Annotated in this window: 16 protein-coding genes; 3 read left to right on the forward strand and 13 right to left on the reverse strand. The window is 36.1% G+C overall.

From position 1 onward, the window contains the following. Positions 1-93: 93 nt before the first annotated feature. The 7 genes from MKX29_RS00800 to MKX29_RS00830 all read right to left on the reverse strand — a co-directional run bounded on the left by MKX29_RS00800 (position 94) and on the right by MKX29_RS00830 (position 6596). Positions 94-705, reverse strand: coding sequence for a response regulator transcription factor (locus MKX29_RS00800; protein WP_341103394.1), 612 nt, complete (start codon positions 703-705; stop codon positions 94-96). Positions 706-707: 2 nt separating this feature from the next. Next, the gene (locus tag MKX29_RS00805; RefSeq protein WP_251161287.1) at positions 708-1793 is read right to left on the reverse strand and encodes a sensor histidine kinase; all 1086 of its coding nucleotides are present in this window, start codon (positions 1791-1793) and stop codon (positions 708-710) included. 21 nt (positions 1794-1814) lie between these two features. Next, on the reverse strand, positions 1815-2501 hold the full coding sequence (locus MKX29_RS00810; protein WP_341103399.1) for an ABC transporter permease: 687 nt from the start codon (positions 2499-2501) through the stop codon (positions 1815-1817). Beyond that, complete coding sequence (locus MKX29_RS00815; protein WP_341103403.1) at positions 2502-3230, reverse strand: ABC transporter permease; 729 nt, start codon at positions 3228-3230, stop codon at positions 2502-2504. Beyond that, positions 3230-4171 carry an ABC transporter ATP-binding protein gene (locus MKX29_RS00820; RefSeq protein ID WP_251161285.1) on the reverse strand — a complete coding sequence of 314 codons (942 nt, stop codon included), beginning with the start codon at positions 4169-4171 and terminating at the stop codon, positions 3230-3232. The genes MKX29_RS00815 and MKX29_RS00820 overlap by 1 nt, the downstream gene beginning before the upstream one ends. Positions 4172-4450: 279 nt before the next feature. Further along, positions 4451-5704, reverse strand: a complete 1254-nt coding sequence (locus tag MKX29_RS00825; protein ID WP_281203057.1) for an ABC transporter permease — start codon at positions 5702-5704, stop codon at positions 4451-4453. Beyond that, positions 5697-6596 carry an ABC transporter ATP-binding protein gene (locus MKX29_RS00830; protein ID WP_224939103.1) on the reverse strand — a complete coding sequence of 300 codons (900 nt, stop codon included), beginning with the start codon at positions 6594-6596 and terminating at the stop codon, positions 5697-5699. The genes MKX29_RS00825 and MKX29_RS00830 overlap by 8 nt, the downstream gene beginning before the upstream one ends. Positions 6597-6747: 151 nt before the next feature. Between MKX29_RS00830 and MKX29_RS00835 the strand changes: the two genes are divergently transcribed. After that, positions 6748-6933 (forward strand): YhzD family protein, encoded by a 186-nt coding sequence (locus tag MKX29_RS00835; RefSeq protein WP_095369924.1) that lies wholly within the window; start codon positions 6748-6750, stop codon positions 6931-6933. Between the two features lie 79 nt (positions 6934-7012). On the opposite strand, the gene MKX29_RS00840 is transcribed toward MKX29_RS00835, so the two are convergent. The 6 genes from MKX29_RS00840 to MKX29_RS00865 all read right to left on the reverse strand — a co-directional run bounded on the left by MKX29_RS00840 (position 7013) and on the right by MKX29_RS00865 (position 14197). Next, positions 7013-7801 (reverse strand): enoyl-CoA hydratase, encoded by a 789-nt coding sequence (locus MKX29_RS00840; RefSeq protein WP_224939102.1) that lies wholly within the window; start codon positions 7799-7801, stop codon positions 7013-7015. Positions 7802-7914: 113 nt separating this feature from the next. Next, positions 7915-9534 carry a long-chain fatty acid--CoA ligase gene (locus MKX29_RS00845; RefSeq protein WP_341103408.1) on the reverse strand — a complete coding sequence of 540 codons (1620 nt, stop codon included), beginning with the start codon at positions 9532-9534 and terminating at the stop codon, positions 7915-7917. Positions 9535-9716: 182 nt separating this feature from the next. Next, entirely contained in the window at positions 9717-11228 is a 1512-nt protein-coding gene (locus MKX29_RS00850) for a coproporphyrinogen III oxidase (RefSeq protein WP_341103410.1), read from the reverse strand. Between the two features lie 223 nt (positions 11229-11451). After that, positions 11452-12321: a Cof-type HAD-IIB family hydrolase gene (locus MKX29_RS00855; protein WP_281203058.1), complete on the reverse strand. Its 870-nt coding sequence runs from the start codon at positions 12319-12321 to the stop codon at positions 11452-11454. 297 nt (positions 12322-12618) lie between these two features. After that, the gene (locus MKX29_RS00860; RefSeq protein ID WP_095369928.1) at positions 12619-12969 is read right to left on the reverse strand and encodes a YlbF family regulator; all 351 of its coding nucleotides are present in this window, start codon (positions 12967-12969) and stop codon (positions 12619-12621) included. A gap of 85 nt (positions 12970-13054) precedes the next feature. Continuing rightward, on the reverse strand, positions 13055-14197 hold the full coding sequence (locus MKX29_RS00865) for a DUF445 domain-containing protein (RefSeq protein WP_251161282.1): 1143 nt from the start codon (positions 14195-14197) through the stop codon (positions 13055-13057). A gap of 141 nt (positions 14198-14338) precedes the next feature. On the opposite strand from MKX29_RS00865, the gene MKX29_RS00870 reads away from it, so the two are divergent. Next, on the forward strand, positions 14339-15709 hold the full coding sequence (locus tag MKX29_RS00870) for a YheC/YheD family endospore coat-associated protein (protein WP_341103415.1): 1371 nt from the start codon (positions 14339-14341) through the stop codon (positions 15707-15709). A 15-nt stretch (positions 15710-15724) separates the two neighbouring features. Next, entirely contained in the window at positions 15725-16801 is a 1077-nt protein-coding gene (locus tag MKX29_RS00875) for a YheC/YheD family endospore coat-associated protein (RefSeq protein ID WP_224939096.1), read from the forward strand. The last annotated feature ends 7 nt before the right edge of the window (positions 16802-16808 follow it).

Consider the following 16808-nt stretch of genomic DNA (forward strand, 5'->3'; position numbering starts at 1 on the left):
GCATAAAAAAAACCGGACTCATCCTCCCGGTTTTTGTTTAGATAATAGTCAACGGCTTTTCTCTACATGCAATGTAAGATGCTAGTTGACATCCTATTTTTGCCGTTGCCAATAGTAAATGGCTAGTTGTGTACGATCGCGTAGCTCCAGTTTATCAAGAACAATAGATAGAACATTACGAACGGTCCCTTCACTTAAATAAAGCTGCTTCGATATTTCTTTATTCGATAAACCTTCCACCACAAGCTCCATCACGTCTTTCTCCCTTTCAGTTAATAACCAGAACCCATCTGACTTATTTTGTAGCACAAGTTTATCAAGTACTTCCGGAGTAAGAACCCTCGCATTTGATCCGATTGCACGGATCTGTTTGGCCATATCTTTAATCGAACTAGATTTTATGATGTAGCCCTCAGCACCTGCTTTTAAAGCAAGCCGAATATTCATTTCGTCTTGAAAGGTTGTCAACATCATTATTTTAATATGTGGCCAGTTTCTTTTTATAACCTTTGTACTTTCTATTCCATTCAACACCGGCATTTGGATATCCATTAGAATAAGGTCTAGCTGCACTTTCTCACAAAAAGAAATCGCTTCACTTCCATTTTCAACCACACCAACAATTTTTATATCTTCTTCTTTATCGAGAAGTAATTGTAAGCTCTGACAAATTAAACGATCATCATCGACAATTAATATATCCATAGCTACTTCCCCCTTCTCTGTATAGGTAAAACACATACGAGCAAGTACCCATTTTGACGATCAATTGTAAAGCTTCCTTTTAACATTCTTGCTCTTAATTGTAAACTTCTTAGTCCACTTCCGTTCACTGATTTTTGGGTAATGGTGCCGTTATCATGGATTTTCAACCTTACAAGTGTTTCAGTAATATCAAGTTCAACTTTCGTTTTCGTCGCATTACTATATTTACTTACATTTGTAATAGCTTCCTTAAGACAAGCTTCCAACATCAGCCAATATTGAGAAGATACATTATCCACATTTCCATTATATTGAAATTCTATGAGTAATGGCTCTGAATCTGCTACGATTCTTTGCAACCTATCAACACCTATATAAGTAACAGGTGTGAGATTATGAACTGTATTTCTTAATCTCGTAGTACTCCTCGAAAGCCTAATTTTCACCTGTTCCAGAAGGGAGTGCGCTTGATTTTCATTTTCCACTTGTTCATATGCCTGAATAGCTAGAAGGGCACCTGTTAAATCATGCCCTAGGTGGTCATGCAGTTCTCTTGAAATCCGATTTCTCTCCTTCAATTCAGCTGCCTTTTCCACCTCAAAATAAGCTTCTAAAAGCTCCATTTTGATCTGTTCAAGCTCATGCTTTTCTTTTCTTTCCTTGTCTAAAGTCTTTTCTAGTTGCTTACGTTCTTTCATTGACTGATAAGTGAAGCTTCCGACTAATACTGTGAGTAAACTATACCAAATCAAAGTGATATCAAAGGCAGGGTAAGCAATCATGAAAATCGTCATTGGGAAAATCAACCACCACTTCCCGACTATTGCTGCTTCGAAAATAGCGATGGCTAAACCATATAGGGCAAACGGAAAATATGGAATGAAAACGATACAGAGGACTATTTCAATAAGAAAACTCCATTTTGGTATTGAAAATCTTATACGTATGCTCATAACAATGAGCAAAAGCAGGATAAAAACAATCGCCTCAAAGCCAGCAGTACTTATGAGCCAAAGATGTGCTAGGATAAGTAATTGTGCTATTCGCCAAAATATCACAAATCTAAAATATCGCTCGTACACTCTCATATGCACACCTCTCCTCAGCTATCAATGCAATTTTTTCACACTTCCTGTAATTAAAAATAAAAACATATACAAAATAAGCATTCCATTCACAAGCAGAAACTCCTTCAGTTCGCCACCAAAAACAACCCAATCTATTCCCCAAGCTAGCCAAAAAGTCGGCAACATAATCGCTATTTTTTGTAAAATTTCAGGTAACAACTCAATTGGAATCAAGACGCCACCGATTAAAGCAATGACACTGATAATTGACATAAAAATTAACATGGATATTTCTTTATTACGAAAAAATGAAATCCACATTAGTGCAAAGGCAATCGATGCCATACTAAATGTAATAAATAAAATGAATAACCAAAAAGGCTGATAAAGTTCTTTCCCAACTAATACGCCTCCAAAAACTAAAATCAGACATTGTAATATTAAAATGGAAAAATACGCTAGCAAATTCTGTGCTAGATAACTAAAATGACTGATGGGGGCAATTGATACCTTTTTAGCAATTCCTCTCATTCTATCTTCTAAAATTAATCCGGAGAGCTTCAAACTAATAAACAAAATAAAAATACCAAAATATTGATATCCGTATGGAAGATGTGGCCAATACTCTCCTGATGGCAGAAAGATCGCAACAACTGGAAAGAGAAATAGAATCAACAAACTTGTTTTATTCGCAATACTTCTCTTCAGTACAAAGTGGAAAACAGTCATTTAAATCTTCCTCCTACCGAGCACAAACACAATAATAAAAGTAATTACAATTCCGACTCCTAACCGAAACATATAAATATAAGCATCAGGAAATAAATTGCTTTGTGCATAGCCAATTGCATTAGCAGCTAACAATAAAGGATTAAGGTATTCATTAATGAATGTGATAACCTTATAATCAGGAATTGGAAAAAACAATCCTGCCAACACAATACATCCAATGCCATACACTTCACTTAACCGTTCTGCTAATTTAAAGTTCTTTACAGCAAAAATAAGAATTAAACTTACAAGGCTTGATAGTACAGCCAATAAGCCAATGATGTACATTACCCAAAATCCATTACCCCACTCCACCTTTAAGCCTATTCCTGTAAATAGAAATAACAAAAAACCCAGAAAAATGGAATATAACATGCCACATAAGGAGATTGAGAGAGCATAAAAAGGTCGACTCATCGGCGCCACCATTAAACGTTGCCGTCTTGGAGAAAATAAATCATCTTGAATATGAGCAATCACGATTGAACCGCCGAACAATTGAAACACGAGTGTCATTAACTGTGCTGTATCATAGAACGCAGGATCACCGTATTGATTTTTTAAGTCTCCTAATACGAAGTAAAAAATGGTAATAAGGATAATCGGAACAACTAAGAGCAACAATAGCGTAATATAGTCTCTACTCATTCGAATCACTGTATAAGGAATGGTTCTTAGGACACGCATCATGCACTACCTCCATCCCTTAAGGTTCTTCCAGTCAAAGTTAAGAAAACATCCTCTAAATTTGCTTTTTCTACATTAATGCCGACAACACCAGAGTCCTCTTTTATAATCGTTAAAATACGGTCAAGGTGTCCTGAATTAGCAGAAGATACAACCAAAATTTGATTCCCATCTTTAATGACTTGTTTTACATCTGGCAGTGCCTGAATACTCTCCAAAGAGACTTCTTCAGGATGACTTACTTCTACCTTGATTCTCTCTTCATGCTGAATGTTGCGAATCAAATCTTGAACTGTTCCTCTTGTAATGATTTGCCCTTTATCTAATATCACAACCTCTGAGGCAATCGCCTCAACCTCTTCCATATAATGCGTTGTATATAGAATAGTCGTTCCGTTTCTTTGTAATTTCTTTACAGCTTGCAAAATATGGTTTCGCGATTGAGGATCTATCCCCACCGTCGGCTCATCCATAATTAAAAACTTAGGATCATGAACTAAGGAACATGCAATATTCAGCCGCCTTTGCATTCCTCCAGAAAAATTTTGTGCCCTTCCCTTTGTATGTTCTGCTAATCCAACAAACGCTAAGGCCTCTGCCACCCTTCTTTTTCTCACTTCCCCTTTTAACCCGTAAATTCCGGCAAAAAAGTTCGCATTCTCCTGTGCTGTTAATTCTGGAAATATCGATATTTCCTGCGTGACTAAACCAATTTTTTCTTTATTTTTATTCTGAAATGGTTTTTTTCCATCCCCAAATAACGTAACATTCCCTTGATTAACTGTCTCCATTCCTGTTAGGCATCTAATTAATGTTGATTTTCCCGCTCCATTAGGACCAAGTAAACCAATAATTTGACCCTCATTTATATCCAAATCAATGTAGTCCAACACTAGTTTCGAATCATAACGTTTCACAATCCCATTTAGTGAGGCAATCATCCGCTCACACCCTTTCGCCTTGTTAGTGTAAGTATGTCAAGAAAGGCAAAAAGCAAATAGTTACATTTGTCATTATTTTATTTTGCTTCACTGCCTCTTTTTCAATAAAGTAGGAAGGTTGTTACGAACCGATAAATAAACATTAGCATAGCCCGCAGATTAGTTGTCTTATCATTATTTTAATAAATGTAAATTGGTCACTACTACATTTATCAATTCTTTTTTGCTAAAAAAGCTTCTTCATACACAAGTATGAGAAGCTTGAATGTAAATAACTACTTATTTTTCTTTCTTCGTTAATTGTATCGCTTTTTTAATATCTTTATACGAAGATGAGCGACCATACATTAAAACACCGCCACGATACACTCGTGCACCGAATATCGCCAAAATAATTGTCGTCACAATAAGAACGGCCATGCCTAATATTGGTTCCCATACCGGCAATGAAAGCATTCCTACTCTTAAGAACATCAGCATTGGCGTGAAAAAAGGAATATAAGAGGCAATAGTAATAAAAGTTGTATCTGGGTTAGATAGACCATACATTGAGAGTAAAAAGCCCACAACTACTAACATCGTCATTGGCATAATCATTTGTTGAACATCCTCAATCCGACTAACTAAAGACCCAAGAAAAGCGGCTAGGGTCGCATATAAAAAATAGCCTAATAAGAAAAAGATGGCTGCATAAACCAATATACCAAGTGATAAGTTGCTAAACCCAAACGCTTCGAACCAGCCACCTTCAAGCTTAGACATGCTTTCTCTCAATGCAAAGAAACCAATGGAACCTAAAATCAGCATTTGTGTCACACTCAACAGAGCGATTCCGAGTATCTTAGCAAACATTTGCTGAACAGGTGGGGTACTTGATATAAGAATTTCCATGATTCTAGATGACTTTTCAGTTGCCACTTCATTAGCAATCATACTCGCATACATGATGACAGCAAAATAAATTAAAAATAAGACCACATAAACAAGACCTCTTGCCTGACTTAATTCTTCTTGAGACTTCGCATTTTCCTCAAGTGCAGTCGTCTCAAACGATACAGGTGCATACAATGTTTGCAATTGCTCTGGTGATAAATTTATACTCTCTGCAGTTAATTCCGTCTTTATTTGCTGCAAAGCTGTTTGCAATAAGCTAGAGATAGTAGTGTCAGCTATACTCAAGGATTTATATTCACCGTTAATGAGATCTTCACCGTTAGAAGTTAAGTAAAGTGCACCTGTAAATTCCCCAGATATCACCTTCTCGTCCACTTCAGCTTCTGACTGTTGTACACTTTCTAAGATAACTTCCTCCGATGTATATGCCTCTATGCGTTCTATTGCTTGGATGGAACTGTTTGTTTCATCTATCACTGCCACTTTCGGTGTTTCTTCATTTGAAAAAGTATCGATAATGGTTGTAATATTGGCTAACAGCACAAATAAAAGTGCCGTAATGATTGTCGTAATAAGAAAAGACTTTGTTTTTATTTTTGTCCAATATGTATGCCATAGAATTGTCCAAAAATTACTCATAAGAAGCACCTGCCTTTTCGATAAAGATATCATTTAAAGATGGTTCTTCAAGCATAAACTTGCGAATAAATCCTTTGCCAACAATATCTTTTAGTATATCGTCAGCTGCCAATTCATTTTCAATTTGCAGATGCACCCCTTCTGTTGTCATTTTAAATTTCTTCACAGCAGGATGGTCTTGTAAAAAAGCCATCGAAAAATCACCATGAATGATTAATGTTTTTTTTCCATAAGAACGCTTAATTTCCTTCAATTCACCATGTACGACTGGTCTACCTTTTTGCATGATACAAAGATGCTCACATAACTCTTCAACATGTTCCATGCGGTGGGAAGAAAATACGATTGATGTACCACTATTTTTCAAGTCTACAACTGCGTCTTTTAGCAGCTCTACATTTACTGGATCTAGCCCGCTAAACGGCTCATCAAGAATCAATAGTTTAGGTTTATGTAAAATACTAGATATAAATTGTATCTTTTGTTGATTCCCTTTTGAAAGCTCCTCTACCTTTTTTGTTTTGTAATCCGGTACTTTAAAGCGATCAAGCCAGTTGTCTAACTCCTTTAAGGCAGATTGTTTATCCATCCCTCTTAGCCTTGCTAAGTATACAAGTTGTTCTTTTACTTGTAATTTTGGATATAACCCACGCTCTTCAGGTAAATAACCAATTTGACCACTCACTGAATAATTAATGGGTTTACCTTGCCAACTGATGTTTCCTTTGGTTGCATCAATTAACCCTAAAATCATTCGAAAAGTAGTCGTCTTTCCAGCACCATTCGCTCCTAAAAAACCAAACATTTCCTTTTCAGGTATTTCTATAGATATATCATCTACTGCGGTAAATTGACCAAACTTCTTCGTAACATTTTCTAATTTTAAAGACATATAAATTTTGTCCCTCCCTTTCATTTATTTACGGTATAAAACTAAAAAAGATTCATTAAATAAGGATGTTTCTTTTTGCAAGATTGATGGAATTATGCCAAAATATAATTAAATATCGGAATATTCAACTACATTACAAGGAGTCTTTATGATGAAAACTTATAAATTAACGGCATTCGAACCAACCGGTGAAAAAATTCTTGACGAATCATTCGAATCAGCAAATGATCAAGAAGCCAAGGTGACCGGAGAAAACCTCCTGAAAGAAAAAGGATTAGAAGAGAAAACACATCGTTGCTCTTCTCCAGCAGGAAAGCTTATATTATTTCACCGGTAGACCTCAGGTTATACTATACACCACGTATCAAATAAAGACACGCATGTTTCTGATAAAACATGCGTGTCTTTCATTCCTGTTATTTCCCTGTGAATCGAGGCTGCCTTTTTTCAATAAAAGCGTTTATGCCTTCTTTATGATCAGCTGTTTTCCTCATTTGTGCTTGACCACTTTTTTCGAGCTCTAATAATTTTAATAATAATGGGCGATTCTTATCTGTCAGTATTTTTTTTGTTTTAATCATCGCAAGGATTGGAAGATGACTCAGATGGTACACTTTTTTATTTACTGCTTCGTCAAGATCATCTACGACTTCATGAACAAGTCCTCTCTCCCATGCTTCTTCAGCTGCCATCGGTTTCCCTTCCCATATGAGGTGCTTTGCTTGGTCGGGCCCTAACTTACTTTCAAGGAAAAAGTGGGAACCACCGTCCGGGATTAACCCTATACCAATAAAGTTCATCGCTAATTTACTATCCTTATGAGCATAAATGAAATCCGTAGCTAAAGCTAAACTTAATCCGAGCCCTGCAGCTGCACCTTTTATTGCGCTAATGGTGATTTTAGGCATACTATACAATGTAACAACTAACTCATTAATCGCATCCATTACAACGGGGAAATCGTTTTCATTCGCATCCATCAGCATCGTTTTAATGTCTCCGCCTGAGGAGAATGCTCTACCCGCCCCTTTCAAAACAACGATATCTATTTCTTCTAAATTACTTAACTCTTTCATAACAGCAGCCAGCTCATGAATCATTTCCACATTTAGTGCATTTAATGACTCAGGCCGGTTCATTTCCACATGCGCCACTCTTCCCTCAATCGAATAATTAACGGTCTTTGTATCAAAATCAAGCGCCATTCATTTTCCTCCTTAAGTTTGGATACCTCTATTATAAATAAAATATTTTTTATTTTCCAAATATAATTGAGTTTTTTTACTAGAAAATGAATGACTCTTCATATTGCAAATAATTACTGATTAATTTTATCCATTTGATATTTCTCTCGTAAATCACGTTTTAAAAATTTCCCTACAGATGTTTTGGGAATTTCATCAATAAAAATGACATCATCTGGAATCCACCATTTTGCAAATTGAGCGCTTAATGACTGAAGCACTTCTTCAGCTGTTACTTTCCCTTTATATTGTTCATGTAATACAACATAGGCTAATGGACGCTCTTGCCACTTTTCACTCGGAATACCAATAACAGCAGCTTCAAAAATGGCTTCATTAGCCATGAGCGCATTTTCTATGTCAACAGAAGAAATCCACTCCCCACCACTTTTTATTAAATCCTTCGTGCGATCGACAATTTTCAAAAGTCCTTCTTCATCTATCGTGACAACATCACCCGTATGAAGCCAGCCATCTTTAAAACTAGAGGCAGTCCTCTCGTCATTATAATATTCGGTTACAATCCACGGACCTCTTAAGCAGAGCTCGCCCATCTGCTTTCCGTCCCACTCCACTTCAACCCCTTTTTCGTCAATCACTTTCATTTCTAATCCCGGAACCAATAATCCTTGCTTGCTTCTTAACTCCAGTTTCTCTTCAAAATCTATATTTTCTTGATAGCTTTTCAAATTGGAGACAGTCGCGAGTGGACTTGTTTCTGTCATTCCATAAGCATGAAGAAACGGTATCTTATACTTTTCTTCGAACACTCGAATCATGCCTTTTGGTGCAGCAGATCCGCCACACAGAATGCTTCTTAAAGAACTTAAATCATATTTTTTCGCTTGCAATTCCTTCAATAATCCAAGCCAAATAGTTGGGACACCTGCAGTAATTGTAATTTTATATTCTTCTATTAGTTCGGCAATTAATTTAGGCGTAAATGCAGGTCCAGGCATGATCAATTTTGTGCCAAACCACACACCTGCAAAAGGTAAGCCCCATGCATTGACATGAAACATCGGGACGATAGGTAGGGCAATATCTTTTTCACTTACACCAACACTATCCGCTAAACCTAATGCTAAGCTATGGAGCACAATTGCCCGGTGAGAGTAAATGACGCCTTTAGGATTTCCGGTGGTCGCGGAAGTATAACACATCCCTGCCGGGTCATTTTCATCTAGATCATCGGGATATTGATAATTGGGATCTGCCTCTTCTAGTAGACTTTCATAATTATATGCTGGAGATAAAGTTGTAGTTGGAGGTTCCTTATGGTCACTCATAATGATAAATGCTTTTACATTGGAAAGTTCGTCCCTACATTGTTCAATTAATGGAACTAACTCTTCATCTATGAGGAGAATTTTATCTTCTGCGTGATTAATAATATAGGTGATATGCTGAGATGAGAGTCTAATATTAATTGTATGCAACACCGCTCCACTACAGGGAATCGCAAAATATGCTTCCAGATGGCGGTGGTGATTCCAAGCAAATGTCCCTACCTTCTCCCCTCTTTTAATACCAAGCCTTTGTAAACTTGAAGCAAGTCTTCGTGTTCGTTCTGCCATTTCCTTATACGTAAATGTTTGAATACCACCTGCTGTTCTAGATACAACCTCTTTTTTTGCGAAAAACGTTTCTGCTCTTGTTATCATCTGTGCCATCGTCAACGAAGAATGATTCATCACCAATCGCCTCCCTTATAGTAACCGTTTACATTATCATAGATGTATATGCGCTTTTGTACCTATTACATTCTTGTTTTTTTACTAAAATCCTCTATTAAAGTTGCCATAATTAAATCTAGTCTATTTTCACAAACAAAAAAGCTGCACCTCTAACCTAGGTACAGCTCACATTATTCTGCTTATATAGAGTTTGCCTCAATATTAAAGAGCTCATTTAACATAGCGATTTTTTTATCCGTGTATTCAACAAAACTTTCATTGTAGGATTTAGGGTCTTTCGGATTTGCAAAATGAGTAATTTTACCTGTCTCAGGATGGATAAACTTACTTGCTGCCCCGCAGCCAATTCCGATAATCGTTTGCATTTCTTCCATAATCATAATATTGTAGAGACTTTCTTGTTTCGGTAACGCATAGCCAACGTTTTCTAAATTTCCTAAAATATTTTTTTGACGATATAAATAGTAGGGCTCATAATGATGTTCAGCCGTCCACTCTTCTGCCATATTCATCATTCTTTCTGCTTCTTCACGATCTGCAACCTTATATTTCTGCCGGTTCTTTGTCATTTCAGAAGCTCTTTTAAAAGATAATGTATGGACAGTCAGTGACTCGGGTAGTAACTGCTTTGTTTCATTTAATGAGTGTGCAAACTCTGTTGTGCCTTCATTTGGTAAGCCAATGATTAAATCCATATTAATGTTGTTCATACCCATACTTCTCGCCAGGTGGAACTTATCGATTGTTTCCTCAACCGTATGATGCCTACCAATCGCTTTTAACGTTTCCTGCGTATAAGATTGTGGGTTGATACTGATACGATCAATATTCCATTTTTTTAGTACATTTAACTTATCTGCAGTAATCGTATCCGGTCTACCTGCCTCGACCGTAATTTCCCGAATGTGACTCACATCTGGAAACGACTCATACATTTCTTCATATAGAAGATCCATTTCCTCTGCTGTAATACTTGTTGGCGTACCTCCACCATAATATACGGTTGTCACTTTGATCCCATTTTCCTTTAACCATTCTCCCATATGTCTCATTTCATAATGCAGACCAGCTAAGAAGGAATCGACTCTACCTTGTTTACCTCCAATTGCATAAGCAGGGAATGTACAATAAGCACATTTTGTTGGGCAAAAGGGAATGCCAATATAGATACTGACTTCTTTTTTTAAATCATAAAGGTCAGGAATCGCCGTTAATTGTCGTGCAACGATTTTTTCCATTAGATTAATTTTTTCATCTGAAATCAAATAATCTTTTTTCAAAGCGTGATGAGCATCTTCCTTACTACTTCCAGACATCATATGACGATGATAAAGCTTTGTTGGCCTTATTCCTGTTAATATGCCCCATTTCTGCACAATACCTGTCCAATCTTGTAATACAGATAAATACACATGGGAAGCTGCATACTTTAATTGATTAAAGAATTCCTTTTCTGTCTCAAACGCCTTAAGATGCTTTCTATAGTTAGCGGTAAAGACTTCTTCCTCGCTTGTAGTAAGCTGAACACTCATGTTAATCTCTTCACTTACTTCATAGTGGAAAGATACTACTACATCTGCACCTTCATTTTTATCAAGTTTTACAGAGCATTCTTCAAAAAACAAATTACCAATTAACTGCAATGGTCTTATATAACGGTTATCATTCAAACCTAAAATAGATATATTCATTGTTAATCACCTTTATACTTTCTCTTCATCAAACTTCTTTAAGTTTACAAAAAAAAGACCTTACGGGTCAATCTCCATTCACAGGTCGTTTTGTATTTTAGTATATCATTTTGTTCGCTATATTTGGGCTATGCTACTAAAAGACCAACCCCCCTTAAATTAATGAATACGAATAAGAAGCTTTGAAGGTAGCAACCGTTCTACCACCTTCAGAGCTTCTACTTTACTTCAAGAGATTCATTTTCCTTAAAAATTGGATGGGATGTTGTTTGCGAAAATGCTCTTTTACCATATATGTTACACCATGTTCATCATTTGTTCTTGTTACCCAATCAGCTTGCTTTTTTAAGACATGAGGGGCATTCCCCATCGCTACACCTAAACCCGCACCTTCAATCATCTGCAAATCATCATAGCCATCTCCAATGGCTACAATTTCTTGCGGTGCAATACCAAGTTCCTTACTTAATCTGAGTAAACCATTCCATTTGGATACACCATAAGGGACAATATCTAAACGAGAGTCATTTAGTTGGGTAATAGCAATTTCCTCATCATACATGACATCTAATGCTTTTTTGGCATGTATAAGATCATCGTTATTTTCAAAGTAAATTTCAATTTTTGGTGGCTTAACTGGATCTTCTAGCAAATTTTCACTCAGGGACTCAACAAACTGATGGGAATAAAAAACAGGATCACCTGTTGAGAACACCGTTTTAGCGAGGATATTATTATTTGTTTTTGTCTTATTTGCTAGTGAAAACTTTTCATGCACAAGTCTTATTTGACAAGGGAATCCTTCTAATAAGCGTACAATATCAAAGGTTACTTCTTTTTTGATGCGTTTCACTTCAATTGGTTGTTCCAATTTATCCGCTGTATAAGCTCCAGCTGATGTCACAAGGATGGAATTTAATTTTAATGCTTTAGCCACTTTCTTAGCCGATGGAAAACTTCTTGCTGTTACTAACGTCACATAAATTCCTTTTTGCTGGACGTATTCGATTGCTTCCTTTGTTGATTTATGCAGCCTTCCATTACTTTGAAGAAGGGTACCATCAATATTTATAGCTAAGAGACGATAAATCATCTTTTTGCCCCCTATTCTGGATGAAAATTGTCCTTATGACACTTTTATGTATCCGCAACAGAAAATAGAACAGGAAGAATAGAGATAAAGAAGTCTGTTCTCTTTGCGTTTTAAAATTATTTACGTTTCCTGCTGTTCCTTATTCTTTTTTTCATCAAAAATCCGCGACATTCGTATTTGTATATTAGCCGTAACAACCTAGAGGTTTTTACATTTGCGCACGAAAAAAAGCACAACTTTGCTATTGAAAGCAAGGTTGTGCTTTTATGAAATAGAACTAAGTCTATTACTCATGAATTACTCGGCAGCGCCGTATAAATCTTCGAGAGGTTTCATGATTGTTTTATTTAAGTCTGTGATAACTTCGCTCATTTTTTGTTCATCTGCCATAAGTTTAGAAATCAGTTCGTGTTGTTGTACAAGGGCAACTGTTTTTTGCGCTTGATCTACTTCTTCTTGTGTGATTTCTTGACCAGACATTTGCTTCTGTTGTAACTGAATTTGAATATTTCTAAAGTTATCAAACATTGATTTAGCTGATGGATCTGCATTCACCTTATCATAAGAATCCTTTAAGCTTTGATATTCATTGCTTTCACGGATTGCTTTTTCTAATTCGATTGCTGCGTCTTGTAAATTATTTGCCAAATTGAACACTTCCTTTTCATAGACTTCCCCCACTATAACAGACAATGGAAGTAAAATCGAGGGAAAACCTATAAAATATAAGCATTTATAATATCCATATGGCAGTAATACCTTGAAACACACCTACTAGACCGCCGAGTAAGGCTCCAAGAAATGTAATCATTCTTAATTCCTTATTAATAATCGAGAACACCATTTGCTCTAACCTTTCAACAGAAAATGAGTCTACCTGTTCCTTTACAATTTCATTGAGCTTCATTTTTTCCATTAAAACAGATATTCTATCAGCCAATATTTTACTTATTCCTACTGTTGCTTTCGGGATAAGTTCAGTAATAATATAAGGTCTTATTGTTGCTGTTAATTGACTAATTGGCATTTGAAATATTTCATGAACTTGAACAAATCGAAACACCGTTTGCTTTATGATTGAAAGGAGGCTATCTCTTCCTATTTTACTTTCAAACTCAGCAATATTTTTATCTAATAATTTTCGCCATTCTTTTCTAAGGAGTGATGTTAAAAGCTCCTCTGTTCCAGGATGATTTAAGAATTTTATGATTTCAGGTTGTAGTTTTTCCCCTAATTTCACATTGCCTAAAAACATTTGTAGCATACTTTTAATCATACCACTTCGTTTTTGGACAAAATCATCGGCCATCCTTTGAATACTTTCTTTTCCTTCTTCACTTGCGAAATAATTCTTTGCTGACTGTACAATCCAGTTGCTTAGTTGGGGCAACTGTTCCTCCACTTTACCTACCAGTTTTTGTGGCAAGATTTCTTTCATTGCTACATCTTGATTTGTACGCATCCAATTCTCATATTTCACCTCTAAGAACGCACCAATCTTATCCTCAGCCATTTTTGCAGGTTCGTTTATATCTATTTGTGCCAACAGTTGCTCTAACGTTTCTTCTGTTTTCAATTTCTTTTCTACTTCTACAACAGCAAATTGTGTCAGCATTGATTGAAAACGTTCATTTTGTAGTTTCTTTTGTATCCCTTCTGGTGTTAACAAATGATTAATGACAAGCTTACCCATTTGTTCGGCCATCTCACCTCTACGTTTAGGAATCAAACCTGGAGTAAAAGGAAGACGCCATTTCCCAATATAAATCGCCCTATAAGGCTTAAATATCATTTTAATAGCTAAATAATTTGTAACTCCTCCAATGATGGCACCAGTAGCAACCATGATAAGTAGGGTCGTAAAAATTTCTGTCATTCCGCTCTCTACCTTTCTTCTTTCACCAAATTCTTTGTGCAATCGCACCAATTTATCTTGCCATTCATAAGATAGCGTATCAGCATTCGCCTAGATTTATTATATAATTACTCGCTTCGTGCGAGCAAATGGGGATTAATGATGTCACGATATACTAATATTAAAATGAGAGTACTTCCGTATGAAAATAAGATGGTTCTAGCGCTCAACCCTGCATTAGCAAAACATTTACTAATTTCTAATGAGGAACATATCCGTTTATCATTAGGGCAAAAACAATTAACCATACGCCTCATTTATCGTCAAGTAGATGAAAAGGAACTGTTCATTAGTCAATCTGTATTCGATTATTTCAATATACCACTTGAAGGGCACCTTATGCTTGTTAATTATATTGTTCAAAGCAAGGTATTGTCACTCGGGCCAATTATTGCTATCATGACTGACTTTTTTGAAATGGCAGATCAATCTCCTCCACATTTTCGCACCATCCATCAATTTTGCCAAGAAATCAATCAAACTGTCGAACTTTTAGGAGGAATTGCTTATGTTTGTCATCCCAAAGATATTAAAGAAACAGAAGTCCATGGTTATCTAAATATCGAGGGTGAATGGAAGAAACAACTACTGCCACTTCCTGATGTTATTTATAACCGCGTTCATTCTAGAAAGATTGAAAGCTCACCTAGCTTTACAAACCTTAAAAATTTACTATATAAAAATGCCATCCCTTTTTTTAATGAACAATTTTTATCAAAGAAAGATGTATATGATTTCTTATTCGACGAAACCCATTTACGTACCTATTTACCAGAAACAGATGTTTATTCGAAAGAACAGTTACTTTATTTTATAGAAAAGTATCCATCTATCTTCATAAAGCCTGTAAATGGTAGTCAAGGAAAACAAATTATTCACATACGTAAAAATAAAGATGTGTACACCGTGGGTTACTCATCAGGGAAAAAGGCAAAAAAAATCCACCCATTCCATGATATTGATAGCTTCATATCCCAATTCGAGAAAGAGCATAGTACAAGTAACTATATTATCCAAGAAGGCATAGCGCTCATTCAACTCAACAAAAGACCGATTGACTTTCGCATTCTATGTCATAAAAATAGGCAAAACATTTGGAAAGTTACCTCTGCTGTAGCCCGAATCTCTAATGCAGAACAATTTGTTTCCAATCTTGCCCAAGGCGGGGAAATGAGAAAACCACTAGCACTCCTCACTACACTATTTGATAAAACCACGGCAATACAACTATTGGCGTTAATGAAAGAAATTTCTATAGAACTATGCACGATGATTGATCAAAAAACATTTGGCCTATACGGTGAACTTGGCATTGATATAGGCGTTGATTATGAGGGGCAATTGTGGATGATTGAAGCAAATTCTAAACCATCTAAGCAAATTGATGGTGAATTTGAATTCAATCAGATTAGACCTTCTGCAAGAGCACTTGTAGAGTACTGTACTTTTCTAGCTTTTTCAACAAGACAATAAGGAGGAAAAACCAGCATGAAAACACTTGGTATTATGACACTTTACGAAACAAGTGAAAGGACCTATATAACAGCTATTGCTTCACAAGCTAAACATCACGGCTATCAGTGCTTTCGTTTTATTCCGAAAAACATCCTACCACACAATAATGAAGTAAATGGAGAGCTATTTAATGAAGAAACCGAACAATGGGAGTCTACTGTTTTTCCATTACCTGAACTGTTATATGACCGTTGTTTTTATCAAGAAGATGATCATTCAAAAAAATGCAAAGTCATAACAAATTGGTTAAAAAAGAGTGGTAAGACCCAATTCTTAGGTCAAGGACTTCCAAATAAGCTTGAAATATATGATGCCCTAAAACATTCTAGACTCGCTCCATATTTACTGCAATCAGATCCTTTCACTTCAGCGAAATCTTTCATAAAACAGTTAAAAAAACAGTCACCACTCGTATTAAAACCAGTAAATGGGTCACAAGGTGTCGGGATTTATGTTATCTCAATCGAAGGTGACTCAATGATTATCAAAACTGACAAAGGCTCAAAGCAAATTCAACAAACGCTTCCCATTCATAAAGCAACGGTCTGGTTAGAGAGGCTGACAAAGAGATATCAATATCTAATCCAACCTTTCTTATTACTCGTTGATGAACAGAATCGCCCCTTTGATTTACGCGTTTTTCTGCAAAAGGATGCTAACGGTGAATGGCAAGAACAAGCAAGAGCCATGCGAACTGGCCATGAAAATGGCATTATTTCTAATTTAAGTGCCGGTGGAACAACTTCTTCCTATGAGCATTGGTTAGATAGTATTCCAAAAAACCAAAAGTCGTTTTTACAGGAAGAATTAAAGGAAATATTAATTATTCTTCCCTCAATTATGGAATCATGCTTTTCAACACTATTTGAATTAGGTATTGACATCGGAATTGATCAAGAAGGTGGCATCTGGATTCTTGATATTAACTCTAAACCTGGCAGGAAATTGGTCTTACAAACAAATCCACAATTAGCAAATGTCCTTTACACTTCTCCATTTAAGTATGGAGATTATCTATTATCACAACGGGCAATAGCTGAAAGGAAGTGAAAAAATG

Source organism: Cytobacillus sp. FSL R7-0696, assembly GCF_038006865.1.
Classification (GTDB): Bacteria; Bacillota; Bacilli; order Bacillales; family Cytobacillaceae; genus Cytobacillus; species Cytobacillus kochii.